Annotated in this window: 23 protein-coding genes and 1 riboswitch; of the genes, 12 read left to right on the top strand and 11 right to left on the bottom strand. The window is 46.1% G+C overall.

Features of this window, described 5'->3' with window-relative positions:
- Positions 1-265 precede the first annotated feature (265 nt).
- Positions 266-1918, top strand: coding sequence for a glucose-6-phosphate isomerase (gene pgi, locus ELS82_RS08315; protein WP_134835087.1), 1653 nt, complete (start codon positions 266-268; stop codon positions 1916-1918).
- A gap of 64 nt (positions 1919-1982) precedes the next feature.
- On the opposite strand, the gene ELS82_RS08310 is transcribed toward pgi, so the two are convergent.
- From ELS82_RS08310 to ELS82_RS08280, 7 genes are all read right to left on the bottom strand, one after another.
- On the bottom strand, positions 1983-2879 hold the full coding sequence (locus ELS82_RS08310; RefSeq protein ID WP_134835086.1) for a TIGR03899 family protein: 897 nt from the start codon (positions 2877-2879) through the stop codon (positions 1983-1985).
- A 301-nt stretch (positions 2880-3180) separates the two neighbouring features.
- Positions 3181-3678 carry a DUF3299 domain-containing protein gene (locus ELS82_RS08305; protein WP_134835085.1) on the bottom strand — a complete coding sequence of 166 codons (498 nt, stop codon included), beginning with the start codon at positions 3676-3678 and terminating at the stop codon, positions 3181-3183.
- A 2-nt stretch (positions 3679-3680) separates the two neighbouring features.
- On the bottom strand, positions 3681-4940 hold the full coding sequence (locus ELS82_RS08300) for an ABC transporter permease (RefSeq protein ID WP_134835084.1): 1260 nt from the start codon (positions 4938-4940) through the stop codon (positions 3681-3683).
- Complete coding sequence (locus ELS82_RS08295) at positions 4937-5644, bottom strand: ABC transporter ATP-binding protein (RefSeq protein WP_134835083.1); 708 nt, start codon at positions 5642-5644, stop codon at positions 4937-4939. The genes ELS82_RS08300 and ELS82_RS08295 overlap by 4 nt, the downstream gene beginning before the upstream one ends.
- 56 nt (positions 5645-5700) lie before the next feature.
- Positions 5701-6378, bottom strand: a complete 678-nt coding sequence (gene zrgA, locus ELS82_RS08290) for a zinc uptake protein ZrgA (RefSeq protein WP_134835082.1) — start codon at positions 6376-6378, stop codon at positions 5701-5703.
- Positions 6379-6460: 82 nt separating this feature from the next.
- Positions 6461-6742, bottom strand: coding sequence for a DUF2607 family protein (locus ELS82_RS08285; protein WP_134835081.1), 282 nt, complete (start codon positions 6740-6742; stop codon positions 6461-6463).
- Positions 6743-6822: 80 nt separating this feature from the next.
- Entirely contained in the window at positions 6823-7374 is a 552-nt protein-coding gene (locus ELS82_RS08280) for a YtfJ family protein (protein ID WP_134835080.1), read from the bottom strand.
- Positions 7375-7577: 203 nt separating this feature from the next.
- On the opposite strand from ELS82_RS08280, the gene ELS82_RS08275 reads away from it, so the two are divergent.
- On the top strand, positions 7578-7778 hold the full coding sequence (locus ELS82_RS08275) for a DUF1107 domain-containing protein (protein ID WP_053437962.1): 201 nt from the start codon (positions 7578-7580) through the stop codon (positions 7776-7778).
- Between the two features lie 65 nt (positions 7779-7843).
- On the opposite strand, the gene msrA is transcribed toward ELS82_RS08275, so the two are convergent.
- Entirely contained in the window at positions 7844-8470 is a 627-nt protein-coding gene (msrA, locus tag ELS82_RS08270; protein ID WP_134835079.1) for a peptide-methionine (S)-S-oxide reductase MsrA, read from the bottom strand.
- A gap of 117 nt (positions 8471-8587) precedes the next feature.
- Here msrA and tamA point away from each other — a divergent pair, with 117 nt between their 5' ends.
- From tamA to ELS82_RS08250, 4 genes are read left to right on the top strand one after another with little or no spacing between them, the layout of a single operon-like run.
- Positions 8588-10303, top strand: a complete 1716-nt coding sequence (tamA, locus tag ELS82_RS08265; RefSeq protein ID WP_134835078.1) for an autotransporter assembly complex protein TamA — start codon at positions 8588-8590, stop codon at positions 10301-10303.
- Positions 10300-14064 (top strand): autotransporter assembly complex protein TamB, encoded by a 3765-nt coding sequence (gene tamB / locus ELS82_RS08260; protein WP_134835077.1) that lies wholly within the window; start codon positions 10300-10302, stop codon positions 14062-14064. The genes tamA and tamB overlap by 4 nt, the downstream gene beginning before the upstream one ends.
- A 15-nt stretch (positions 14065-14079) precedes the next feature.
- The gene (locus ELS82_RS08255; protein ID WP_134835076.1) at positions 14080-14427 is read left to right on the top strand and encodes a gamma-glutamylcyclotransferase family protein; all 348 of its coding nucleotides are present in this window, start codon (positions 14080-14082) and stop codon (positions 14425-14427) included.
- Between the two features lie 49 nt (positions 14428-14476).
- Positions 14477-14836: a DUF2799 domain-containing protein gene (locus ELS82_RS08250; protein WP_134835075.1), complete on the top strand. Its 360-nt coding sequence runs from the start codon at positions 14477-14479 to the stop codon at positions 14834-14836.
- Between the two features lie 78 nt (positions 14837-14914).
- Here the strand turns inward: ELS82_RS08250 and fbp are convergent, their stop codons facing one another.
- Entirely contained in the window at positions 14915-15931 is a 1017-nt protein-coding gene (gene fbp / locus ELS82_RS08245; RefSeq protein ID WP_004415789.1) for a class 1 fructose-bisphosphatase, read from the bottom strand.
- 310 nt (positions 15932-16241) lie between these two features.
- Between fbp and mpl the strand changes: the two genes are divergently transcribed.
- The 5 genes from mpl (at position 16242) to thiQ (ending at position 21852) form a co-directional block, all read left to right on the top strand.
- Entirely contained in the window at positions 16242-17597 is a 1356-nt protein-coding gene (gene mpl, locus ELS82_RS08240) for a UDP-N-acetylmuramate:L-alanyl-gamma-D-glutamyl-meso-diaminopimelate ligase (RefSeq protein ID WP_134835074.1), read from the top strand.
- Positions 17598-17605: 8 nt separating this feature from the next.
- Positions 17606-18232, top strand: a complete 627-nt coding sequence (locus tag ELS82_RS08235; protein WP_134835073.1) for a flavin prenyltransferase UbiX — start codon at positions 17606-17608, stop codon at positions 18230-18232.
- 142 nt (positions 18233-18374) lie between these two features.
- Positions 18375-18488, top strand: a riboswitch (TPP riboswitch).
- 54 nt (positions 18489-18542) lie between these two features.
- A complete protein-coding gene (thiB, locus tag ELS82_RS08230) occupies positions 18543-19550 on the top strand; it encodes a thiamine ABC transporter substrate binding subunit (RefSeq protein ID WP_134835072.1) in 1008 nt (335 codons plus the stop codon).
- A gap of 9 nt (positions 19551-19559) precedes the next feature.
- A complete protein-coding gene (gene thiP, locus ELS82_RS08225; protein ID WP_134835071.1) occupies positions 19560-21164 on the top strand; it encodes a thiamine/thiamine pyrophosphate ABC transporter permease ThiP in 1605 nt (534 codons plus the stop codon).
- A complete protein-coding gene (gene thiQ, locus ELS82_RS08220) occupies positions 21148-21852 on the top strand; it encodes a thiamine ABC transporter ATP-binding protein (protein WP_134835070.1) in 705 nt (234 codons plus the stop codon). The genes thiP and thiQ overlap by 17 nt, the downstream gene beginning before the upstream one ends.
- 246 nt (positions 21853-22098) lie before the next feature.
- Here the strand turns inward: thiQ and yjgA are convergent, their stop codons facing one another.
- A complete protein-coding gene (gene yjgA / locus ELS82_RS08215) occupies positions 22099-22626 on the bottom strand; it encodes a ribosome biogenesis factor YjgA (protein ID WP_134835069.1) in 528 nt (175 codons plus the stop codon).
- A gap of 108 nt (positions 22627-22734) precedes the next feature.
- On the opposite strand from yjgA, the gene pmbA reads away from it, so the two are divergent.
- Entirely contained in the window at positions 22735-24078 is a 1344-nt protein-coding gene (gene pmbA / locus ELS82_RS08210) for a metalloprotease PmbA (RefSeq protein ID WP_134835068.1), read from the top strand.
- Between the two features lie 177 nt (positions 24079-24255).
- Here the strand turns inward: pmbA and lysC are convergent, their stop codons facing one another.
- On the bottom strand, positions 24256-25617 hold the full coding sequence (lysC, locus tag ELS82_RS08205; protein ID WP_134835067.1) for a lysine-sensitive aspartokinase 3: 1362 nt from the start codon (positions 25615-25617) through the stop codon (positions 24256-24258).
- Positions 25618-25702: the final 85 nt, after the last annotated feature.

The following is a 25702-nucleotide window of genomic DNA, read 5'->3' as shown; positions in this document are numbered from 1 at the left end:
CAAACGTTAAGCTTAACCTAGCTTGGTGGTAAACTCATAAAGCTAGTATCGGATTTGTTCAAATTTGAATCAGGTAACGTGACCTAACTCAATGTGGGTGAGAGCCGCCTGAGTCATAATGCTGGCCTGAAAAAAAATTACAAACTCTTGTTTTGTGGCAATTTGCCCTAACATACCTAATATTATTATTTTGCTAAATCGGGGATTCCGCCAGTTTTCGCTAGACTGTATGGAATAAAACCTACTGAACATCGGGATAGACACCATGTTGAAAAATATCAATCCAACGCAAACACAAGCTTGGACAGCGCTAACTGCGCACTTCGAATCTGCACAAGATATGGATCTAAAAGCATTATTTGCTCAAGATTCAGCTCGCTTTGACAACTTCTCTACACGTTTCGGTGCAGACATCCTAGTTGATTACTCTAAAAACTTAATCAATGAAGAAACACTAAAGCACCTATTTGCTCTAGCAAACGAGACTGAGCTAAAAGCAGCAATTGAAGCGATGTTCAGCGGCGAAGCGATCAACAAAACAGAAGATCGTGCAGTACTTCATACTGCATTGCGTAACCGCAGCAACAAGCCAGTGATGGTTGACGGCGAAGACGTGATGCCTGCAGTTAATGCAGTGCTAGAGAAAATGAAATCGTTCACTGACCGCGTTATCGGCGGTGAGTGGAAAGGCTACACAGGTAAAGCGATCACTGACATCGTAAACATCGGTATCGGTGGCTCTGACTTAGGTCCTTACATGGTGACTGAAGCGCTAGCACCATACAAAAACCACCTAAACCTACACTTTGTTTCTAACGTTGATGGTACGCACATCGTTGAAACATTGAAGAAAGTAAACCCAGAAACGACGCTATTCCTAGTAGCTTCTAAGACGTTTACCACTCAAGAAACCATGACTAATGCACACAGTGCTCGTGATTGGTTCCTAGCTTCTGCTGGTGATGAAGCGCACGTTGCTAAGCACTTTGCGGCACTTTCAACGAATGCTCCAGCGGTATCTGAGTTCGGTATCGATACAGACAACATGTTTGAGTTCTGGGATTGGGTTGGTGGTCGTTACTCACTATGGTCAGCGATCGGACTTTCAATTGCTCTTGCTGTAGGCTACGACAATTTTATTGAGCTACTAGACGGTGCGCATGAGATGGATAACCACTTCGCGTCTACTGAACTAGAAAGCAATATCCCAGTGATCCTTGCGCTGATCGGCCTATGGTACAACAACTTCCATGGCGCTGAGTCTGAAGCGATTCTTCCTTACGATCAGTACATGCACCGTTTTGCTGCATACTTCCAGCAAGGCAACATGGAATCAAACGGTAAATACGTTGACCGTGACGGCAATGCAGTGACTTACCAAACAGGCCCAATTATTTGGGGCGAACCTGGCACAAATGGCCAACACGCGTTCTACCAGCTGATCCACCAAGGTACTAAGTTGATTCCATGTGACTTCATTGCGCCAGCAGTAAGCCACAACCCAGCTGGCGATCACCACCAGAAGCTAATGTCTAACTTCTTTGCTCAAACAGAAGCACTGGCATTTGGTAAAGATGAAGCGACAGTGAAAGCGGAATTTGCTAAAGCAGGTAAGAGCGAAGAAGAAGCGGCGACACTAGCACCATTCAAAGTATTTGAAGGTAACCGCCCAACGAACTCGATCCTAGTTAAGCAAATCACACCACGCACACTAGGTAACCTAATTGCAATGTACGAACACAAGATCTTCGTACAGGGTGTGATTTGGAATATCTTCAGCTTTGACCAGTGGGGCGTTGAGCTAGGTAAACAACTGGCGAACCAAATCCTACCAGAGCTTGCGGATGAGTCTGAAATCAGCTCTCACGATAGCTCAACTAACGGTTTGATTAATGCGTTTAAAGCATTTAAAGCTTAATTTCCGTCGTAATTGATATTGAAACGCCAGCAGAGATGCTGGCGTTTTTTTGTTTTCTTTTCTCTTAAGCCATCGTATCAATACTGGATTTGGTTTCGGTACTCGCGGTGAACTTCTGGCTCAACAGCGCCACTAGCTGATCGTAATATTGCATATTCGGCTTATTGCCCAATAGCTTACATAGCTCATTGCCGGTAGGGCTGAAGCGGTAATAGAGTAAGCGAACGCCTTTGCTGTGCGCTTGCAGCGAGAGTTGTTTGCCTTGATAGCTTAATGGCAGCGGTGAGTCGAGTTCAATCTCACCAGATTCAAGTTCAGTACCATGCATCAAACCGAGCTCGAATAAGACCAGTAAGCTGGAGTAGGGAAGCTGGTAGTTACCGACATTGATGTTGCTGGTCGTGCTGCGTTTACCAAAGCTAAAAATCCCTGCTTGAGAGCGGTAGCCCACCAACAGCTTGCGGCTACTATCACCACCAAAGCTGCACGCAAGAGATGCGGCACGTTGCAGGATCTGCGCTTCTTTTGGCGTCATATCTTGAAGTACTTTCAGCGCTTTCATCGAGGTAGAGCCGGGGTTGGTCACTTCGCGTTTGAGCACCTGTGCCCAGAGTCGTTGCATGGCGTGATTATGAACTTCTTGTGCCATATCGAAAAATCGATACAGCCAATCTTGGTCTGGATCGCCAGCGGTTTCATCTTTACATGAGATGTGGGCGAGTTTGAGGATTTGTTCTAAGTTCTTCTGGCGCAGTTCTTTGCGCTTCTTTTCTCGAATAAGTGCGCGTTCAATGGTGGTCTTTTGTGGAGATTCACTTTGTAACAGGGCATCTAAGCCATAAGTTTGCGCAATGTTGAGAACGCGACTAGCGCTGTCTTTGATATAACTAGATTTCTTCTCTTGTCGTTGAGAATGATCCGCTTGTTGGTCTATGACAACGGGTTTACTGGTCTCAGACATGCTATTTCCTTAGCCATCAGATGCTTACTATTGATTACTAAATGTACCTCGGAACCTTATTGTCTGCCAGAAAAAGACTGTGAGCCAGCCTATAAAAAAATATTGCTATCAAAAATGATAACAAGTTGTTAAAATTGTTATCATTAAACTTGAGGGGCTTATGAAGTATTTCAATGAGAATAAACTAAAAAAGCACCTGTCAATTGCCCTATTATTACTCGTCTACGTTGGTGTACTAGGCTATTTATCTAGTTACTTAGGCTAATATAGGTAATCAACAGGTTACTTTAGTCGTTAACATCTACATATCATCATATTCGGCAATTTCAGTGCCTTCGATGACATATGCAGTTTCCGCTAGCTCATGGCTAATGGTTTCGGTCTTAAGTGTGCCTATCACGTAAATGACATCCCACAGCTCTTGTACTGGAGCGCCTTTCGGGAACTTCACATAAATGATCTGATTTGGCGGCGGTGGCGGCACGTGGATACATGCGCCAAAGTACGGTACCAGGAGAAATTCCGTTACCATATTTTCATCGCCTTCGAGTGGGATGACGAATCCCGGTATTTTTACCGTACTGCCATTCAGCTCAGGTCTTACACTTCCCACTTTAGATTGTTTCATCACATCATCGGAGTGATCCACGGCAGGCATACCATAGGCATCAAACTGATTGCGTTCACTCTCTGGAATGAGATCAATCCAATCTAATGTCAGAGTGTCTTCTGCACTGACGGAGTGGGTGGTAAGGCCAATTGAAAATAGGGCCAAGAATAGTAGGATCAGTTTTTTCATATTTATACTCGAATCGTCATACCATCGCTGAGAGACTGCTTATAAGCTCTGAATGCAGGAATAAAGCCGATAATAGTACCAGCAATTTGCACTGCAGCGAGAAGTAACCACTCATATTGGGATAAAGCGATCATTTGTAAATCAATCCCGTATTGTTGTTGGATAAGCGGAGCGGCAACAGCAAGCAGAGCATATAAACCCATGGTGCCGACGATCAAACCGATAAAGGTGAGCACGCTCGCTTCTAGGATCAACAAGCTAAATACGTGGCGTGGCCTCGCCCCCATCGCGCGTAGAATGGCCATTTCGCGGCGACGTTCTTGTAAGCTGGTCAATAGGCTAGAGAGCATGCCGAGTAACCCTGCGATTACCACAAAGACGGATACGGCCATTAAGGCTTGTTCTGCAACCGACATCATCCCCCATAATTCATGCAATGCGACCCCTGGTAAGATCGCGCTGAGGGGTTCTTTTGCATAGGTGTTGATTTGCCTTTGTAGGGCGAAGGTTTGAATCTTGGACTTCAAACCTAGCATCATGGCGGTGATTTGCTTAGGTTGAAAGTTCATTTGTAGTAACTGTTCTGCGCTTGGATTATTGCCTAGGTTAGCGCCCGACTCCCAGCCGACATGAATCGCTTCAATAGCCTCAAGAGAAACGTGGACGGTCTTATCAACCGGTGTTCCTGTCGGAGCAAGAATACCGACCACTTTAAACGGCGTGTTCTCGTGGCGACTAAACCCAACATCACTGATGCCGTGAGCAATAACCATTTCACTGCCGATGTGGTAGTTAAGCGAGCGGGCGACATCGGCGCCAATTACTGCCTCAAACAGTCTATTGAATTCTTTACCTTGGCTAAATGCGAGGTTTTGTTTTTGTCCATAACGGTAGTGCTCGAAGTAGCTATGGTTGGTGCCCATAACTCGAAACCCTTTGTGCGAATCACCTAATGAGATAGGAATCGCCCAGTCGACGGCTCTGTGGTGGCTAAACTCTTGGTAGCTCTTCCAGTCGATATTATTGGTGGCATTACCAATGCGAAATACAGAGTAAAGCAGCAAGTTAACTTGGCCCGAGCGCCCACCAACAATTAAATCTGTACCTGAAATCGTGTTGGCAAAGCTACTCTTGGCTTGGGTACGAATTCTTTCTACTCCAAGTAACAAGATCACCGAGATTGCCACGGTCAGAATAGTGAGGATAGCGGTCACTTTTCGGTTGCGGACACTCTTCCATGCGAGAGAAAGTGTAGGTGTCATAATTGACCTCCGGCTTGATTGAGCTGCTGTAGATTAATGGTGCGATCAAACAGAGGCTCTAGCGTCGGGTCATGGCTGACAAACAGTAACGTCGAGTTTGCTTGGTTTACTTGTTCAAGCAGTAGTTCAATAAACGCGCTGCGGTTGCCGAAATCGAGCGATGAGGTTGGTTCATCTGCGATCACGACCTTAGGGTTACCTATCAGTGCTCTGGCTGCTGCGACTCGTTGTTGTTGACCAATACTCAGTTCAGTCACTGGTTTATTGAGCAGTGCACTTGGAAGACGTAGTTTTTCTAATAACTCGGTTGCTTTAGCGGTTAAATCCCCCTCAACCTGCTTTCTTCTTTGCGGAGCAAATTGGCAAGGAAGAGTGACATTTTCAATCACACTGAGGTAAGGCAGCAAGTTGAACTGCTGGAATATGTAGCCAATATTATTGGCGCGAAACTTATCTCTCTGGCTACCTGACATCTTGGTCAGCTCTTCACCGAGTAAAGAGACTTGTCCAGAGGTTGCGGTATTAATTCCGGTTAGAAGTCCGAGTAAGGTTGATTTTCCACATCCACTTGGCCCCTTGATAAAGAGATGCTCGCCGTGAGTAACGACTAACGAAGGAATATCGAGCGTAGGAGTATCATTACCTGGCCAGGTAAACGTGACCTGAGTAAGTTCAACCACCGAAGAATGGTCTGTCTTAGTCATAATTGCAGTCCGAATCAAATGAAGTGGCCTAGATTAGGCTAGGCCACTTTAAAACATTAAAGTGAGATTTTGCTTTCGCCTTTAGGGAGCTGCATTGCTGCTTGCTTTGTATCGGTTAATACATTCACTTTAATTGTTTCTGTGTTCGGGAAGTGAGAGAACCAGTTGGTATTAATCTCATCTAATTTTGCGATGTCACTACATTCGAAGTGATACTCAACGGTGAACTCACCATGAGAAGATGAGTGTCCTTCATGGTCATCGTGATGATCGTGGCCTTTATGTTCGTCATGGTGCTCATGGTCATCGTGATGATCATGGCCTTTATGTTCGTCATGGTGCTCATGATCATCGTGGTGATCATGGTGCTCATGGTCGTCGTGATGGTCATGACCTTTATGGCTATCTGCACCTAAAGTATGACGCACTGACTTGTGTTCAATCTTACAACCAGCACTTGCCGCAAGGGTAAAGATACTATTGGCATCGTTCAGTTGGGTTACTGCGGCCTCAAGTTGATGCTTCTGTTCATCAGTCTGAGGTGCGTGCTCAAAGCCAACCACATCAGCCCCTGGCGCAGTGATCTCCATCAGCAGTTCGTTAGCATCTTGAGCGATATTAAATTCAACTACACCGTGGACGTGTGCGCCGTGTTGACGAAAACCTTCTTCTGCTTGAGCAAAGCTGCTCACTGCTAGCGTGATACCAAGTGCGATAGGAGTAATCTTGTTCATTGTCTTTCCTGAAAATATTGTAATGCAGTGTGATAATCACAGAGCGTGGTTGCCTGTGAATCTAGTATTTTTAATATTGCAATCAAGAGGCTGGTGGTGAGCGGGCTAGGTAAGCAAAGAAGACGCTTTCTACAAAGTAATAAAACGACTCAAGGCGATGGGGTTCGGATGACGTTATCGTTGGTAGCGTGACGACAAAGGTACTGGCGCCATGCAGAACGCAGGCAAAGAGCTGGCAATGATGCTGACTGTGTTGTGACTGCGGTAGTTCATATTGGTGCTCAATGTACGCAAAGTTTAGCCACAGCACGAGTGCAATGGCGCAGACAGCGGTTCGTGTCGAAACTAAGCGAAATAGAGACAAAGCGATATCATCAGATAAACAAAAAGGAATTGTTATACTATAACAATTCCTTGCAAAACACGATATCAATCCGTCGAGAGTTAGATGTTCTCTTTAACTAACGTCAGTACTTGTTGGATCTCTTGCTCATTCAAGGTGCCTTCTTTAACAAACAGTACCTTACCTTGTTTGTCTTGCACAATGATCGCCGATGACTCACTGGCGAGATCCCATGCATTGGCAACCGAACCTTCCTCGTCTAGCACCATTGAAGACCATGGGAATTCTTTCTTGCTGTCTTGAGCTGAAGATTTCACAAATGATCCTGTCCCCCAAATTGAATCATCTTGGTTGATGATCGAAGTTGTTTGGTAGTTTTGCTCTGAGAATTTTGCTGCTGTGATCGCCGCCATCAGTGGCGCATTCATTTCTTTTGCACTGCTGCGTCCTGCAATCGCTTGAATCACACGGACTTTGCCTAACATACTTTGTGTCGACCACGCTTGGAAGGTGGTATCTTCACCTTGTAAGACGATTTCGCCATGGCTAGCGACATCCACGTTTGGTACAGATTGACCTACAGAGATGTTGTGTGCCATCGCTAGTGCTGGAGAGCATGCAATCGCAATTGCGAGTAGAGTTTTATTTTTCATTGTTATCTTCCTTTTGGTAAGCGCCAAAAGTATATACCGAAAATCGATAAAATGGTGGCAGGAGTCGCCATGAAGTGAAATAGACCAAATAATTAACAAAATGCTATACATTAAAAGCGGTTTGTATATAATGCCGTACAAGTTCTAAGGAATAGAACAGGATGCCCGCTGAGGCAGCATCACAAAAGGATATTGGAGTTGTTATGCTACGTGAGTTTACTATCTATCGACCACGCCAGGTGGCTCGGTTTGTTAAAACCTTGTTTAAAGGTCAATTCGTTATTTCAGGTGTGGGTGAGTTCAACTTTGATAATGGCAAGGTGCTGTTACCTGACGTCAAAGACCCGCAAAAACTCCTGACTTTCAAAGAAATTAATCAAGCGATTGCTGCGTTACCTATCTAATGGTTGAGCGTTGCTTGCTTTTCGTTATATGAAAAAGTCGCCAAGTGGCGACTTTTTACTCTCTGTTATTGAGGCGGAAAACAGACGCCTGTCCCGCCAATACCACAATAGCCATTAGGGTTCTTAGCAAGATATTGCTGGTGGTAGTTTTCAGCAAAGTAGTATTTGCCAGCCGGTAAGATATCGGTGGTGATACTGCCCTTATTATTGCCTAATAAGGTCTGATATTCCTCTTTAGAGTTAATAGCTACCTGCAGTTGTTCTTCGCTAAATACATAGATGGCAGAGCGGTATTGGGTTCCTAGGTCATTGCCTTGGCGCATCCCTTGGGTTGGGTCATGTTTTTCCCAGAAAGTGCGTAGTAATTGCTGCAAAGAAATCACATTAGTATCAAAGATTACACGTACCACTTCGGTATGACCGGTTTGGCCAGAGCAGACTTCTTCGTAGGTCGGGTTTACGGTAAAGCCTCCAGAATAGCCAACCGAAGTACTGACGACACCATCAAGTTGCCAAAACAGGCGTTCGGCACCCCAGAAGCAGCCCATACCCAAGAGTATTTGCTCGCAACCTTGAGCAGGTTCTGCGGTCAAACTGGATTGATTGACGAAATGAGTGTCATCAATGACAAGCGGAGTCTCGCGGCCAGGCAAAGCATCTTGGGCCGAAATCAGGGTTTGTTTGTTGAGCATCGTAGTTTCCTTGCTAAAGATAGAATTATATAGACCGCCTAATTGACTGTTTTCGTACAGACTTATATTTTTACTGGCGGTATTATTCCCTTACATGATGTATATAGATAATTAAGCATGATCAGAAAGTCTTTACCAGCGCTATTAACCCTTCTTGCAGCCACTCCACTAGCATGGGCTCAAGATGTCGATCTTTCGGTTGAGGGATTAGAGGGTGCGTTGCAAGATAACGTTGATGTGTATCTATCTTCTATTCCAGTTGAAGAGTATTCAACCAACTTACGTTTTCAAGCTCGAGTAGAACGCAACATTATCGAAGCATTGCTGGCATTGGGTTATTACCATCCCAAGTTCGACTTCTCAGTCGCTGAAGATGATAGTGAGCTAATTGTAAAAGTGACTCCGGGGCCGGTAGTCATCATTCAAGAAGTGGATGTGCAGATTACAGGAGAAGCGAAAAACGATCCTGACTTTGCAGCCTTGATTAACAAAAGTGGCCTTAAATCAGGTGATGCTCTCAATCATAGTGCTTATGACGCGCTGAAATCAGGTATTCGCAATCTCGCCTTACAAAAGGGCTACTTTGAAGGTGACTTTAAACTCAGTCGCCTTGAAGTCGCGCCAGATCTAAACCAAGCATTTATCCGCCTGCATTACGATAGTGGCATTCGTTACCATTTTGGTGACAGCACCATTACCGGTAGCCAAATCGACCAAGAGCGTGTCGAGTCACTGTCACCTTATAAAAGTGGCGACCCTTATTTAGTCTCCCAAGTTGGCGAATATAACCAGAATCTCTCTAATACCGATTGGTTCTCTTCGGTATTTGTTGAACCCGATCTATCTCAGTTAGGGGAAGGTCGAGAGCTACCGATGAAGGTATCGCTTTCTCCGCAGGCTCGTAATCAACTCGAAACGGGTATCGGTTACTCGACCGATGTCGGGGTTCGTGGCTCTTTGAAGTGGAAGAAACCGTGGGTAAATAGCCGCGGCCATAGCTTTGATAGTAGCTTTTCTCTGTCGGCACCAGAGCAGACCATTACTGCCGGTTACCGTATTCCTCTTGAAGATGTGCTTAATGAGTATTATCGAATTCAATATGGATTAAAGAACGTCGATAATCGCGATACGAAAAGTTTAGAGTCCAATTTATCACTTGAAAGGCACTGGCTACTTGATAATGGTTGGCACAGAACACTCTACGTACGCTACTTGCTTGAGAACTATGAGCAAGGCATACAGGATGATACTGCCCAGTTCCTCTTACCGGGTATTTCGTTTACTCGTAGCCGCATTCGCGGTGGTTCCATGCCGATGTGGGGTGATCGCCAAAGTTTAACCATCGAATATGGTGACCCGAGCGCGTTGTCGGAAACTAGAGTGACGCGATTGATTGGTGGTATGACGTGGATTCGTGGTGTCGGCCGTAATCATCGCGGTATTTTCCGTATTGATGGTGGCGCGAACTTCGCTGAAGATTTTTCTAAGCTGTCACCATCGCTGCGCTTTTTTGCTGGTGGTGATAATAACTTACGCGGTTATGGCTATGAGTCGATCTCTCCTACCGATGAAAGTGGTGCATTAACAGGTGCTAAATACATGGCGACCAGCTCACTTGAGTATCAATACCGAGTTTACGGAAACTGGTGGGGCGCGGTGTTTTACGATGTTGGTGATGCCTTCAATGATGAGATTGATCTAAAACGCGGCACTGGTGTTGGCGTACGTTGGGCGTCACCAGTTGGTCCAATTCGTCTTGATTTTGCTTGGGGCCTAGATGCAAACCCAGGCGATGAGTTTAAAATTCACTTTACCTTAGGACCTGAGCTATGACCCGAGTTGTAATTAAGTGGTCAAAGTGGCTGTCACTTTTCTTATTAGGTTTACTCGCGCTAATTGTCATTGCGTTAGGCACGTTATTGTTTACTAATAGCGGTTTAAACCTTGCTTTATGGGGAGCAGAGAAGTTTGTTCCTCAGCTTCAAGTCGAGTCGTCAAAAGGGGCGATCTTTCCTCGCTTCACCCTGAATAATGTCAAATTCAAAGATGAATCTTTAAATGTTGATACTGAACTCAAGTCGATTACCTTAGCTGTCAGGGCCAACTGTTTAACTGAACCTAGGGTATGTGTCGATGAGATTGCCATTGACGGCTTACGTTTTTCAATGCCAGAGCTGCCACCAAGCAGTGCGCCTGAGCAAGAAGAACCTGCGCCATCGACGAGCAAGATTACCTCACCGATTCCGATTGTGGTCAGCCGCATCGCATTAACGGATATTGAGTTAGATGTTTTACACAACCAAATCTCTTGGCAGTCGTTTACCTCTGGCGTTGCATTTCAGGGTAACCGCTTACGATTAAACAAGACTACGCTCACCTCTCCAACGGTTAAGTTAGCACCTACTGATGAGGCTGCTAAAGAGCAGCAAGCCCCTCAGCCTGCGAGCAAAGAGCCCACACCGATCGTCTTGCCTGATATCGAGTTACCGTTGCAGGTTGAAGTCGTGCGTATCGATATCCATGACTTTAAGTTGGATCAAGAGACACCCGTTGTGGTCAATCACCTTGGTTTAAGTGCGGATGCCAAAGGTTCGACTGTGAATGTGCATACACTTGAACTCGATATGCCGCAAGCACAAGCGGATCTCGTAACTAAGGTTGATCTGCAAGGTGATTACCCACTGACATTGAAGTTAGACGCGACGGTTAAAGATAAAGTCGCACCAGGTCAGACGTTAAAACTGAGTGCTGACGGTAGCGTGGCCAACTTGAGTTTAAATGCCACCTTAGGCGGCTTAGCCAAGGCAAAATTAGCCGCTAATATCGAGCCACTAAAACCTGAGTTACCTTTTGATATTTCCTTAAGTGACGGTGATGTTCAGTGGCCGCTAACTGGTAAGGGTGATTACTTTGTTGCTATTGATAAGATCAAGACTAAGGGCTCGCTAGATGGTTATCAGCTAGCTCTCGCAAGTGACATTAAAGGTAAGGATATCCCTGACCTTACGGTTTCATTGCAAGGTGACGGCGATCTGAACCAAGTGAAGCTGAAAAAAGTTGATTTAGCGACCTTAGGCGGCCATGTCTCTGGTGATGTAATGGCTAACTGGCAGGCGCCGATTAACTGGGCTGCTAATTTAAATCTTTCCCATATTCAGCCAGGTCTGCAATGGCCAGAGGCGGAAGGTGATATCAGCGGTAAGCTGGCGACAACAGGTAGCTTGACTGAACAAGGTGGCTGGCAGGTTGAATTGCCAACATTAGATATTGACGGGATCCTGAGAGAGTACCCACTCAATATTGAAGGCTCATTGTCGGCATCTGATAAAAGCGGTAAGGGCGATCTAAGTCTTAAAACGCCTCGACTGGTGCTCTCTCATGGGCCGAATAAGGTCGAAGCAAAGGGCCAACTTGATAAAGAGTGGCGCATGGACCTTGCCATCGACTTCCCAGAGTTGATTAAGACGGTACCGGATTTACGTGGTAAAGCGACCGGTGACATTTCACTGCGTGGTGCCTTGAAAGAGCCTCAAGTCGGCGTTGCACTAGATGTTCAAGGGATTGATTGGCAACAGCAAGCCAGTGTTGAACATATTGCTTTAAACGGCAACCTCACCCCGTTACCTGTACCTGCTGGCCGTCTTTCTCTGCAAGTTCAAAATGCGCAATACCAAGAGACCTTGGTGGATAGCGTTGCGATGGTGTTTAACGGCTCTCAGCAAGAGCATAACCTGAGCTTAGATGTGGCTTCGAATGTCGCATCGACCAGTTTGGCGCTAAGCGGCTCATTGACCGACAAGCCAGACCTGATTTGGCAGGGCGCGCTAGAAAGAATGACCTTGAGTTCACAGCAAGGTGAATGGCGACTTAATCAGGCGACCAAATTAGGCTTTGAAATGGCAACGCAACAGGTGTCCGTTGCGGCGCACTGTTGGTTGCAAGCCGATTCATCACTCTGCTTGGATAAAGATATTCAGGTAGGCCAAAGCGGCGAAGCGGCGCTAACCCTAAAGCAGTTCGACTTTGATCAGCTCAAAGCCTTTATGCCACAAGCGACAGAGCTAACCGGGCAAACCAACGCTAATGTGTGGGCTAAATGGGCGCCAGATACCGCCCCGCAAGTAAAAGCGTCGATTGAGCTGCCAAAAGGTCAGGTGGTGCAAAAGTTAGAGCAGCCTGTGACGGTAGGTTGGGACAAGGTACAGCTCAACGCCGAGATTGCCGATAACAAACTGCAAGCGGATTGGTTGCTGGATATTACGGACAATGGCGATGTCTCAGGTCAGGTTATGATCCCTGATGTGCTAACCGATGATAAACAGATCGAAGGTAAGCTAAAGCTAACGACATTTAACTTAGACTTCCTCGATCCTATCATTGGCGATTACAGTCAGTTGAAATCGAATATTTCGACCGATTTAGCCTTTAGTGGCCCAGTAATGCAGCCAAAAGTAAACGGTAAGTTCCTGGTCGATGACATCTCATTGAAAGGGGATATCTCACCGATAGAGGTGGACTCTGGTCGCTTGACCATCGACTTTACCGGCTATGAAGCGCTATTGGCTGCAGCAATCCATACCCCAGATGGAAAACTCGAAGTGGCGGGGGATGCGGATTGGCATGACCTTAAAGCGTGGAGCAGTAACGTACGTGTGTTTGCTGAAGAGCTGTATGTTGATGTGCCGCCGATGGTCAAAATGAAAGTGAAACCGGATATGACCATTTCAGCGTCGCCGAAACATGCTCGCATTGATGGTGATATTTCGTTGCCATGGGGAAGAATTGTTGTTGAAGAGCTACCACCAAGTGCGATTGGTGTGTCGAAGGATCAGGTACTGTTAAATGACCAGTTGGAACCGATCGACCAAGAGAGCAGTGTTCCATTCGTTCTTGAAACCAATATCAATATTAAGATTGGTGATGACTTTAAGCTGTCTGCCTTTGGACTTGAAGGTGGTTTAGTCGGTAACCTCAACGTTGCTCAGAAAGATAAAGGTCCGTTCATCACTGGTGAGATCAATATCGAAGATGGTTCGTACAGCTCTTTTGGTCAAGACTTGTTGATCCAAGAAGGTAAGATCTTGATGAATGGCCCAGCGGATCAGCCATACGTGCAAATCACAGCGATCCGTAATCCTGATAACACTCAAGATGACGTGACAGCTGGTGTGAAAGTGACAGGTCCAGCAAGTGAGCCGACGGTGACGATATTCTCGGATCCTGCGATGCCACAAGCGAACGCGCTTTCGTACCTGCTGCGTGGTCAAGACATCGATGGCGAAGCGGGTGGCAACTCAATGACTACCACCTTGATTGGTCTAAGCTTAGCCAAGAGCGGCCGAGTGGTCGGTGAAATTGGTGAAGCCTTTGGCGTACAGGACTTACAGCTTGATACCGCCGGTAGTGGCGACGACTCGCAAGTGACGGTGAGTGGCTATGTGTTACCTGGATTACAGGTGAAGTATGGGGTCGGTATCTTTGATTCCGTTGGCGAATTTACGGTGCGATATCGTTTAATGCAAGATCTCTATGTAGAAGCAATTACCGGTGTCGACAGTGCCGTGGATCTGCTGTATCAATTTGAGTTCAACTAAACAAAAGGAGTCGTGATGCAACATTTGGTTTTTGTCTATGGCTCGCTACGCCACGGAGAGTGCAATCATCATTTATTGTCTCAGGCGCAATGGCTGGGTAATCATACTACTTTGCCAATTTACTCACTTTATGATCTTGGGGCCTACCCAGCCGTAATAGAAGGGCATAGTGCCATCATTGGTGAAGTCTATCTTGTTGATGAAGAGGCATTAGCCCAGCTTGATTTGTTGGAAGATCACCCTGTGACTTACCGACGCGAGTTGATTGATACGCCTTTTGGTCAGGCTTGGATCTATATATATCAAGATATCAGCCAGCTGGATGTAATAATTTCCTCTGGAGACTGGTCTGTTAAGGTGTAGCTTGGGGCTTATATGCGGTCGGCACCGGGCATTCGATAAGGAGAAAGTTATGAAAACCCTATTTGTCGTTATTACTTTAATGTTAGCGGGTTGTTCGGTCGCACCAACGCCAATGACCAATGTTGAAAGTGATTGGGCTGATTATGGTCAGCAGCGGGCCGAGCAAGGCTTTATGAAACAATCCGAGAGCAAGCTGGCTAAGTTAGATTCCCAAGGCTACCTAAATTCAGAGCTTTATCTTGCTTATGACAATGGTTATGAGCAAGGCAGACAAACCTACTGTGCRCAAAGCGCTTATATGTTGGGTGTGATGGGTAAGCCTTACCGCGGTATTTGTGAAAGATTGGACCCATTCTTCTACCAAGATTATGTCTCCGGTAAGAACTCGACCGCTGGGTCACCGTTTTAGCGTTCGTTGCGAGTTTAATATTTGAAGCAATAAAAAAGAGTCGACCTTGGTCGACTCTTTTGTGTTCTAGCGATTAGGCTACTTTTCTTCGCGGTTCAGCTCTAAGAACTGTTCGACTTTTTTCACCATATTCTTCGAACCAACAAAGAATGGTACACGTTGGTGAAGCTCAGTTGGCTTGATATCCATAATGCGCTGTACGCCATCCGACGCAACACCGCCAGCTTGCTCAATGATGTACGCCATTGGGTTACATTCATAAAGCAGACGCAGTTTGCCATTTGGGTGACTCTGTGTGCTTGGATAAAGGTAGATACCACCTTTAAGCAAATTGCGGTGGAAGTCTGCCACTAATGAACCAATGTAGCGAGACGTATAAGGGCGGTTCTCGCTCGGCTCACTTTCCTGACAGTACTTGATGTACTTCTTCACACCCATAGGGAAGCGAATGTAGTTACCTTCGTTGATAGAGTAAATACTGCCATCTTGAGGGATCATCATGTTTTCATGAGACAGACAGAAGGTGCCAAGTGATGGATCGTAGGTGAAACCATTTACGCCATTACCTGTTGTGTAAACCAACATGGTTGAAGAGCCATAGATGACATAACCTGCCGCAACCTGTTTGTGGCCTGGCTGAAGGAAATCTTCTTCTGTTGGTGGTGTGCCGATGGGTGACACTCGACGGTAGATAGAGAAGATCGTCCCAACAGAAACGTTTACATCGATGTTTGATGAGCCATCAAGTGGGTCCATCAGAACAACGTATTTAGCATTTTTGTTGAGTTCTTTGTTAAACGCTACAGCCTCATCTTCTTCTTCACTGGCTACACCACACACTTGATCGCGTGCTTCTAGCGCAGCCTTAAACTTATCGTTGGCATACACATCCAACTTTTGTTGATCTTCGCCTTGGACATTTTCAGTGCCGACTGCACCAGTAATATCACCTAAACCTGCGGCATTGATTTCGCGGTTAACGATTTTAGCAGCAAGACGAATAGAAGAGAGTAGGGATGATAGATCACCGCTTGCGTGGGGGAAGTCCGCTTGTTTTTCAACAATGAACTCGCCAAGGGTGCGCATTCCAGACATGGTTTTTCCTTAAAAAGTCGCTCTTAATAATAGGGGGTGGGTAGTAGGGACCTCTGCGGATCTTTTAGGGTTACCCGTGGTTAAGTGTAAGAGTTAGATCTTTTTATTGGTAATGAACTAACTGCTTGAGATCTCAATTTATTTGTCGACTAATAGGTTTACTTACATTTATTCATCGAAGGGCCATGAGCTGGTGCAAGAGTGACCAACTAGATAGATAAAGCGGATTTTACCTACTCAAAGTGGTTCGCTTTTGGCGGCTTTATCGCCATAATGAAGAACTTATTTTTGCCTAGGACAAGGTCAGTATATGCATATTCATATCTTGGGGATTTGCGGCACATTTATGGGTGGCGCAGCGGTATTAGCTCGTCAGCTTGGACATAAAGTGACGGGGAGCGATGCCAACGTTTACCCGCCGATGAGTACCCTGTTAGAGTCTCAAGGTATTGAAATCATTGAAGGCTTTGACCCATCTCAGCTAGACCCTGCACCTGACCTTGTCGTGATTGGCAATGCGATGAGCCGTGGCAATCCATGTGTTGAACATGTCTTAAATAGTAACTTGCGCTATACATCAGGTCCTCAGTGGTTGCAGGAGTTTTTACTGCATGATCGCTGGGTACTGGCGGTATCAGGCACACATGGCAAAACCACCACCTCGAGTATGCTTGCTTGGATCCTTGAAGATTGCGGCTACCAGCCTGGTTTTCTTGTTGGCGGTGTACTGGGGAACTTCGGAGTTTCAGCTCGCCTTGGTGAAAGCATGTTTTTCGTTGTCGAAGCGGATGAATATGACAGTGCTTTTTTCGATAAGCGCTCGAAGTTCGTTCACTATCATCCAAGAACCTTAGTGATGAACAACTTAGAGTTCGATCATGCGGATATTTTCGATGATTTAGAGGCAATTAAGCGTCAATTTCATCACTTAGTGCGTACAGTCCCTAGCAATGGACGCATACTGGCACCAAAACAAGATATCGCTTTAGAGGATGTACTGCAGCGTGGTTGCTGGAGCGAAACTGAGTTTACTGGCCAACAAGCTAACTGGCGTGCAGAAAAACTGATCGCTGATGGCTCTGAATTTAAAGTTTTCTTCCAAGATGAAGAAGTTGGCATCGTCAAATGGGATCTTGTTGGTGACCATAACGTTGATAACGCTCTGATGGCGATTGGTGCCGCGCGTCATGTCGGGGTAACGCCAGACTTAGCCTGTGAATCACTGGCTAAATTTATCAACACTAAGCGTCGACTAGAATTAAAAGGACAGGTCAATGGTGTGACTGTCTACGACGATTTTGCGCATCACCCAACCGCGATTGAACTGACCCTTGGTGGTCTACGTAATAAGGTCGGCAGTGATAATATTATTGCTGTGTTAGAGCCGCGCAGCGCCACAATGAAGCGTGGTGTACATAAAGATGCGCTGGCAGCTTCACTGGCTAAGGCGGATCAAGTCTTCCTTTATCAACCTGACAGCATTGATTGGTCAGTCAAAGACATTGCTAGCCAATGTCATCAACCTGCTGACACTTCGGCCAATGTCGATGAACTGGTTGCGAAGATCGTTTCTCATGCTCAAGCGGGAAGCCATATCTTAGTGATGAGCAACGGTGGCTTTGAAGGTATTCACGGCAAGCTACTGGAAAAATTAGGCGAAGAATAGTTATAACCATGAGTAAACAACAAAAAGCGATCACATTAGCGTTTACAGGGGCATCTGGTGCGCCTTATGGACTGAGACTACTGGAGTGTTTATTAGCAGCAGACTATCAGGTCTATTTGCTGATCTCTTCGGCAGCGCGTGTCGTGCTAGCAACTGAGCATGGCTTAAAGTTGTCTGCCAACCCTGACACTGCTAAACAAAGCTTGGTTGAGCATCTCAACTGTGACCCAGATAAGTTGGTTGTTTGTGGCAAAGATGATTGGTTCTCTCCTGTGGCTTCAGGCTCAGCTGCGCCGAAACAGATGGTGGTTTGTCCATGCTCTGCGGGAAGCGTTGCCGCGATTGCCCACGGTATGTCTGACAATTTGATTGAGCGCGCCGCTGATGTGGTGATGAAAGAACGTGGTCAGTTATTGCTGGTGGTACGTGAAACGCCATTTTCTACCTTACATCTAGAGAACATGCACAAGCTTTCTCAGATGGGCGTGACGATTATGCCAGCCGCGCCGGGTTTCTATCATCAGCCTAAATCGATTGAGGATTTAGTCGACTTTATGGTCGCGCGTATTCTTGATCATTTAGGCGTAGAGCAGGGCCTTGTTCCACGTTGGGGCTACGATCCCCGTCATATTTGAAGTCGCAGCGTTGTTGACTGCTCAAATTCACCCAAATCAAATAGAGCACCTATGTTCATTGGGATGAATTTGCTTGTCGCCTAGCTGCAACTCCAACTATTTAGGGGATGGCTATTGAGTCTCATAACTATTACAATTTGTCCGTTACTCATCGGGGAGCTATTCATTGTTTCAATGAAGCTGAGATCAAGCGAGACTTGGGACCCGTGGACCTGAACCAGATAATGCTGGCGTAGGAATTGAGTTTGGATTTATCTCATACCGATGTATCCCTCAAACCTGTGCCGCTCATACAAGGAGAGAGCGAGCAGTGAAAAACACTCTAAATACCCTTTCAATCAGCACTCTAGCGGCTGTTACTCTAGCTTCATTTTCAGTAAGTGCAGCAGACAATATACTGACGGTTTATACCTACGATTCATTTGCAGCCGATTGGGGCCCAGGCCCAACCGTCGAAAAAGCATTTGAAGCAAAGTGTGGATGTGACGTCAACTTTGTTGCCTTAGATGATGGTGTTTCGATTCTAAATCGACTGCGCCTAGAGGGTGGCAATAGCAAAGCTGATATCGTACTTGGTCTAGACAATAATCTGATGGCGGAAGCTAAGGAAACAGGTTTATTGGCGCAGCACAATGTCGACACTGGTTCAGTGACACTGCCTAACGGTTGGAATGACAAGACTTTTGTACCGTATGACTTTGGCTATTTTGCCTTTGTTTACAACAAAGAGACGTTGGCCAATCCACCAAAGAGCTTAAAAGAGCTAGTAGAGTCACGTGATGATTTGAAAGTGATTTATCAAGACCCTCGTACTTCAACACCGGGCCAAGGCTTAATGCTGTGGATGAAGTCAGTTTACGGCGATGATGTAACAGAGGCATGGCAAAACCTGGCTAAAAAAACCGTCACGGTTACTAAAGGCTGGTCTGAAGCATACTCTATGTTCCTAGAAGGCGAGTCTGATCTGGTCCTTTCCTATACCACGTCGCCAGCTTATCACTTGATTGCTGAAAGTGATGAGAAGTATGCCGCGGCTGATTTTGCTGAAGGTCACTACACTCAAGTCGAAGTGGCAGCAAAGGTAAAAGGCTCTAAAAATGAAAAGCTTGCCGATGAATTCATGAGCTTTATCTTAAGTGATGAATTCCAGTCAGCAATGCCAACTGGAAACTGGATGTATCCAGTGACTAATGTTGAACTGCCTAAAGGTTTCGAAACTCTGACGGTACCTAGCCAAGCACTAAGCTTTAGCGCTGATGAGGTGGCTCAGAATCGTAAATCTTGGATTCGTGAATGGCAAAGTGCATTAACCTTCTAAGGCTTTCTTTTGCGTAAAACACCTCTTATTGGTCTATGGGTCGCGATCTTCATCGCGACCTTTGTTGTTTCAGCGCTGGCAGCATTGATGGTCAACGCGGATACCTTAAACATCAGCTTAGTTTGGAACGATCCTTACTATCGTCATGTGACTAAGTTTAGCTTCTACCAATCTTTTCTCTCGACACTACTGAGCGTCGGTTTTGCTCTACCTGTTGCCCATGCACTTTCACGCCGTCAGTTTGTCGGTAAGACGTTATTGCTTAAGCTGTTTGCCACCACCTTAGTGCTACCCGTCTTGGTCGGTGTGTTTGGCCTGTTAGCTATTTATGGTAACAGTGGCTTGCTCGCGACCTTGTTTAAGTCTCTAGACAGTAAGCTACCGTTCTCAATCTATGGTTTGAACGGTATCTTACTCGCACATGTGTTCTTTAATCTTCCTTATGCGACGCGATTGCTACTTCAAGCGTTGGAGTCGATTCCACAAGAGCAGCACAAGTTATGTGCACATCTTGGGATGGGGCATTGGGACAAATTTCGCTGGATTGAATGGCCTCGTTTACGTCAGCAGTTACCCCATGTGAGTGGTTTGGTGTTTATGCTGTGTTTTACCAGTTTTGCGACTGTGATGGCATTGGGCGGCGGGCCCAAGTCGACCACTATCGAGCTGGCAATCTACCAAGCGATTAAGTTTGATTTTGATTTACAAACAGGGGCATTGCTGGCCATTTGGCAGATGGCGCTATGTGGTGTGATGGCGTTGAGTATTCAAAGACTTGCGAAGCCAGTTTCGGTCACGAGCGGCAGTCAATCGCAAGATATCTTCTTGTCTAAAGATAGCTTGATGTCGAAGTGTTGGGACTGGATCTGGATTATCGGCGCAGTACTATTAGTCGTGCCGCCATTGCTAATGGTGGCGCTGAGTGGCATCAACAAAGAAGTGATTAATGTCTTAACCGATGCCCGCTTTTGGTCTGCGTTTTGGGCGTCAATTAAAGTCGCCACACTGGCGAGTATCATCGCGCTATCGGCTGGGGTGGCGATTTTAATCACCAGCCGCCGACTGCGTCTAAGTGACAGAACAAAACGTGCCGATCATATCGAATTAATTGGCACCATCATATTAGTTACTCCTGGGCTAGTGATTTCGACCGGACTGTTTTTGCTGCTGCGCTCGTTTACCGATGTGTTCAGTCTTGCATTCGTGGTAGTGGTGGCGGTCAATGCCCTGATGGGACTGCCTTATGTGATTAAAACCTTGTCTCAACCTATGTTGCATGTAGAACAGCAATACCAATATGTATGTGCGAGTTTAGGCATGAGAGGCTGGCAACGATTTAAAGTGGTGGAATGGAAGGCACTAAGAAAGCCGCTGGCTCATGCTTTTGCCATCAGCTTTATGTTTGCTATCGGTGATTTAAGTGCAGTGGCACTATTTGGTAGTCAGGAATTTCGTACCTTGCCCTTGTACCTTTTCCAACTGCTAGGCAGTTATCAGATGGAAGCGGCGGCAGTGGTATCAGTAACATTGTTACTATTAAGTGTTGGGTGTTTCACCTTGATTGAAACGCTATTCAAAGTAAATAAAAAGGTCAAACATGCTAACCCTGAGTAACGTCGATTATTATTATCACAATGAGCTGTTTCACTTTGATGTGGCGGTTGAACAGGGCTCGATTGTCGCCTTGATGGGGCCGAGTGGAGCGGGTAAGTCGACTTTGCTTGCCTTAGTCGCTGGATTTATTGAACCGGCGCAAGGTTCGATTCGTGTTGAGCACAAAGAAATTGTCGGGTTAGAGCCTCATCAACGGCCTTTTGCGATGCTGTTTCAAGAGCACAATCTGTTTGCCCATCTTACTGTGCGGCAGAATATTGGTTTGGGGCTGCACCCAGGCCTTAAGTTGACCAATGATCAACAGCAGCAAGTGGAACTGGCTGCGGCTCAAGTGGGTGTCGATGAGTACTTAGACCGATTACCTGAGCAGCTCTCTGGTGGTCAGCGTCAGCGAGTGGCATTGGCTCGTTGTTTTGTTCAGCCGCATGCGATTTGGCTTTTGGACGAACCTTTCTCAGCGCTGGATCCTATTTTACGTGAAGAGATGCTCTCCTTGGTGGCTAAGTTGGCCAAAGAAAGAAACATTACGGTACTGATGGTGACGCATCATATTAGTGATGCGAGGGCGATTGGCTCGGACTTTATTTTCGTTGCCAATGGTCGGGTTGAAGTAGCAGGCGAGATCGGCCAGCTATCATCTAGCCACTCTAATTCGATCTTGAGTGAATTTGTTAGAGCAGGCGAATGAACTAAGCAAAGGGTGATGCCCCAAGTCTAGTCATTCCCTAGACTGACGAAGGAAGGAGTAGGGAATCTCATAAAGCTATCGACTTGCTGGAAGAGATCCTCTACAAATTAATTGAACATAAAAAGGGTTGACGTTTTCACGGCAACCCTTAATTCTTCTAGCTTCTAGCTTCTAGCTTCTAGCTTCTAGCTTCTAGCTTCTAGCTTCTAGCTTCTAGCTTCTAGCTTCTAGCTTCTAGCTTCTAGCTTACATCTCTTCTTCGTTGAGTGCTTTTAGCACTTGGAAGATCTCGCGGAACGCTTTAGCTGGCTTGCCAGACGCCTTTTCTTTTGCCGCTTGACGTGCAAGTTGACGTAGACGTTGGCGGTCAGCGCTTGGGAATAGTTCTACCGCATCACCAATCGCACTATCACCTTCTTCTACGATACGATCACGAAGTTGCTCTAACTTGTGCAGTTCCGCAGTCGCTTGTGAGTGCTTATTACGTACTTTATCTAATGCCGCTTGTAGAGGCTCAGTCTCTTCAAAGCGCATCAGCTTACCAATGTACTGAAGCTGACGGCGACGCGCTTCGTTTTTAAAGCGTTGTGCGTCTTTGATTGCTTCTGCTAGGTCTTCGCTCAAAGGGAACTTTTCTAGTACAGACGGCTTCAGGCTTGCGAGTTCTTCACCAAGCTTTTGTAGCTCTTCCATGTCGCGTTTCAATTCGGTCTTACTGACCCAAATGATCTCTTCTTCCTCTTCCCATGGCGCTTTTTGATTCTTACGTGCCATCTTTCTGCCTTAATTTGAACATCTATTTCTCTATTTTAACAAGAATCGTGGGGAGAAAGCGAAATTCTTGTTATTCTAATGGCAATTGATCTTAAGAAATAAGCAAATATGGACGTAAGACAGCAAGTGGCTCAACAACGTGTTGAGTTAGAAAGCGCAGTAGCAAAAGCGTTAGAGATGGCCGCAGAGAAATCGGATGCGGCAGAAGTTGCCATCAGCAAGTCAACTGGCTTAAGCGTTTCAACCCATATGTGCGAGGTAGAAAACGTTGAGTTTAACAGTGATGGCGCACTGGGTATCACGGTATACCGCAATCAACGTAAAGGCAGCGCTTCAACATCAGACTTGAGTGAAAAAGCAATCCAACAAACGGTACTTGCTGCTCTCGATATTGCTCAGTATACCTCTGAAGATCCATACGCAGGTCCGGCTCCGAAAGAGTTAATGGTGCAAGAGATTCCTGATTTAGATTTATTCCACCCAGATACGCCAGACCCTGATTATGCTGCGCAAGTGGCGATTGCGGCTGAACAACAGGCCTTATCGTACAGCGACAAGATTAAGCAAAGTGACGGCGCCAGCTACGATAGCCACTATGGTCTAAAAGTATATGGTAACAGTCATGGTTTGCTGGCGAGTTATGCGTCAAGCCGTCATAGCACTAGCTGCTGTGTGATTGGCCAAGGCGCCAATGGCGAAATGGAGCGAGACTACAGCTATACGGTCGCTCGTCATAAAGATGACCTTTGGACTCCTGAATTAGTTGGCCAGAAAGCGGCTGAAAAGACTGTGAGTCGTTTGGATGCGCAGAAACTGAAAACGGGTAAATACCCAGTGATGTTTGCCGCTGACGTTGCGACAGGTCTGCTTGGTCATCTTGTGATGGCGATCAGTGGCGGTAACCTTTACCGTAAATCGTCATTCCTATTAGATCATCTTGGTCAGCAAGTGCTACCTGAGTGGTTCAACGTATCAGAGCGTCCACATGTGCTACGCGGTTTAGCATCAAGCCCATTTGATAGCGAAGGTGTGTTTACTCAAGACCGCGAAATCATTACCGATGGTGTTTTGGCGACCTATCTGCTGACAAGCTATGCGGCACGTAAGATGGACATGACGCCAACGGGCCATGCTGGTGGTATCCATAATTGGTTTGTTAAGTCGACTGGTCAGGACTTCGACCAGATGCTGAAAGAGCTAGGCACAGGCTTGCTGGTGACAGAAGTAATGGGCCAAGGGGTGAATATCGTTACTGGTGATTACTCTCGCGGCGCAGCAGGTTTCTGGGTTGAGAATGGTGAAATCCAATACCCTGTTTCTGAGATCACCATTGCTAGCAATCTAAAAGAGATGTTTAACCAGATTGTTGCAGTCGGTAATGATGTCGAGACGCGCTCTCAGATTCAAACTGGTTCGATTCTGCTTGAGTCGATGAAAGTGGCTGGTGAGTAAGGGATAAAACCTTCGCTTTCACGTACCATCTGTCATTCCATAGACTGACGAAGGAAGGAGTAGGGAATCTCTAAAGGTTTTCTACTCGCTTTAAAAGATTCCTAACTCGGTCGTCCCTTCCTCTCGGGAATGACAAAAAAGAAAAGGTTGATGCTCTTACATCAACCTTTTTGTTTTTTAGCCTTCAAACAACTCGGTATGTAGCTTCTGAATCGCTTGTTTAGAGACTGATTCATGGACTAAGAAACACAGGTTATGTGGGCTTGCACCGTAACAAATCATACGTAGGTTGAAGTCTTCTAAGGTGCCGAACACTTGCTTCGCATAGCCTTTGCTTTCGCTCATATTGTTACCAATGAGAGCAACTAGACATAGGTTGTGTTCAACTTCAACAGTACATAGCTCTTCAAGTTCTAGGCGCGCCGCTTCAGGAAGCTGTGGGGCGCCACCAGATGTGTCTGTTTGATCGAGTGTGAGTGAGACGCTGATTTCTGAAGTGGTAATCAAGTCTACCGAGACTTTATGCTTAGCTAAGATTTCAAATACTTTGGCTAAGAAGCCGTACGCATGGAACATTTGCGCGCTGCGTAGTGTCACCATAGTTTGGTTGCAACGTAGGGCTAGTGCGCGGAACAGCGGTGAGCTTTCAACTTGATGACGAATCCAAGTGCCACCTTTCTCTGGTTGCTTTGAAGAGCCAACAAAAACTGGGATATCATGGCGTAGTGCAGGTAGTAATGTCGATGGGTGAAGAATCTTAGCGCCAAAGTTAGCCATCTCTGATGCTTCGCTAAAGCTGATTTCTGGAATAGGCGAAGCTTTAGCGGCAATGCGAGGGTCAGTAGTATAGATACCCGGAACATCGGTCCAAATCTCTAAGCCAGATGCTTCCACTGCTTCGGCAATTAATGCTGCGCTGTAGTCGCTGCCACCACGACCTAGTGTTGTGGTGTTCCCTTGCTCATCTGAACCGATAAAGCCTTGGGTAATCACGACATGGTCTTGGCAGAGTGGAATTAAGTTTTGCTGCGCAAGTTTGCTGATATCGTCTAAAAGAGGCTCGGCTTTACCAAAGTTGCTATCTGTGCGCAGCACATCTCGGATATCGAATCTAACCGCTTGGATACCATGCTCGACCATCAGCTGTGTTAACAAGTGAGTCGACATAAGCTCACCACATGCAACAAGGTGATCGGTCAGTTTATGGCTCGATTGAATAGAAGCGGCTTCCGCAAGGCTTGCCACTGTATCGAGAATTGCTGACACTTCACTCGCTGCTTGGGCTGCTTGGGCTGCATTGTCTAGCTGATTCAAAACCGCTTGATGGATCTCAGCCAGTTTAGTTAACACTTCGCTACGACGAGTTTGATCTTGTACACCGTTAGCCAGTTCAACCAGTAAGTTGGTCACTCCAGAACAAGCACTACTGACAACGAGTTTGGTATTTGGGTTGCTTTCAATAATAGCGGCACAACGGCTCATTGCTTCAAAATTTGCAACACTTGTTCCACCAAATTTAGCTACATTAAAACTGCTCACAGCGTTTTCTCCCACGACTTCCTGAAAATATATAATTTGGTAGCTATACCAACATCCAATGTTTTACTTTGATGAAGAGAGTTGA

The sequence above is a fragment of the Vibrio ouci genome, from assembly GCF_004551525.1.
In the GTDB taxonomy this organism is placed as follows: domain Bacteria; phylum Pseudomonadota; class Gammaproteobacteria; order Enterobacterales; family Vibrionaceae; genus Vibrio; species Vibrio ouci.
Note: the sequence above shows the minus strand (reverse complement) of the source record. Positions and strands in the feature narration are given on the sequence as shown.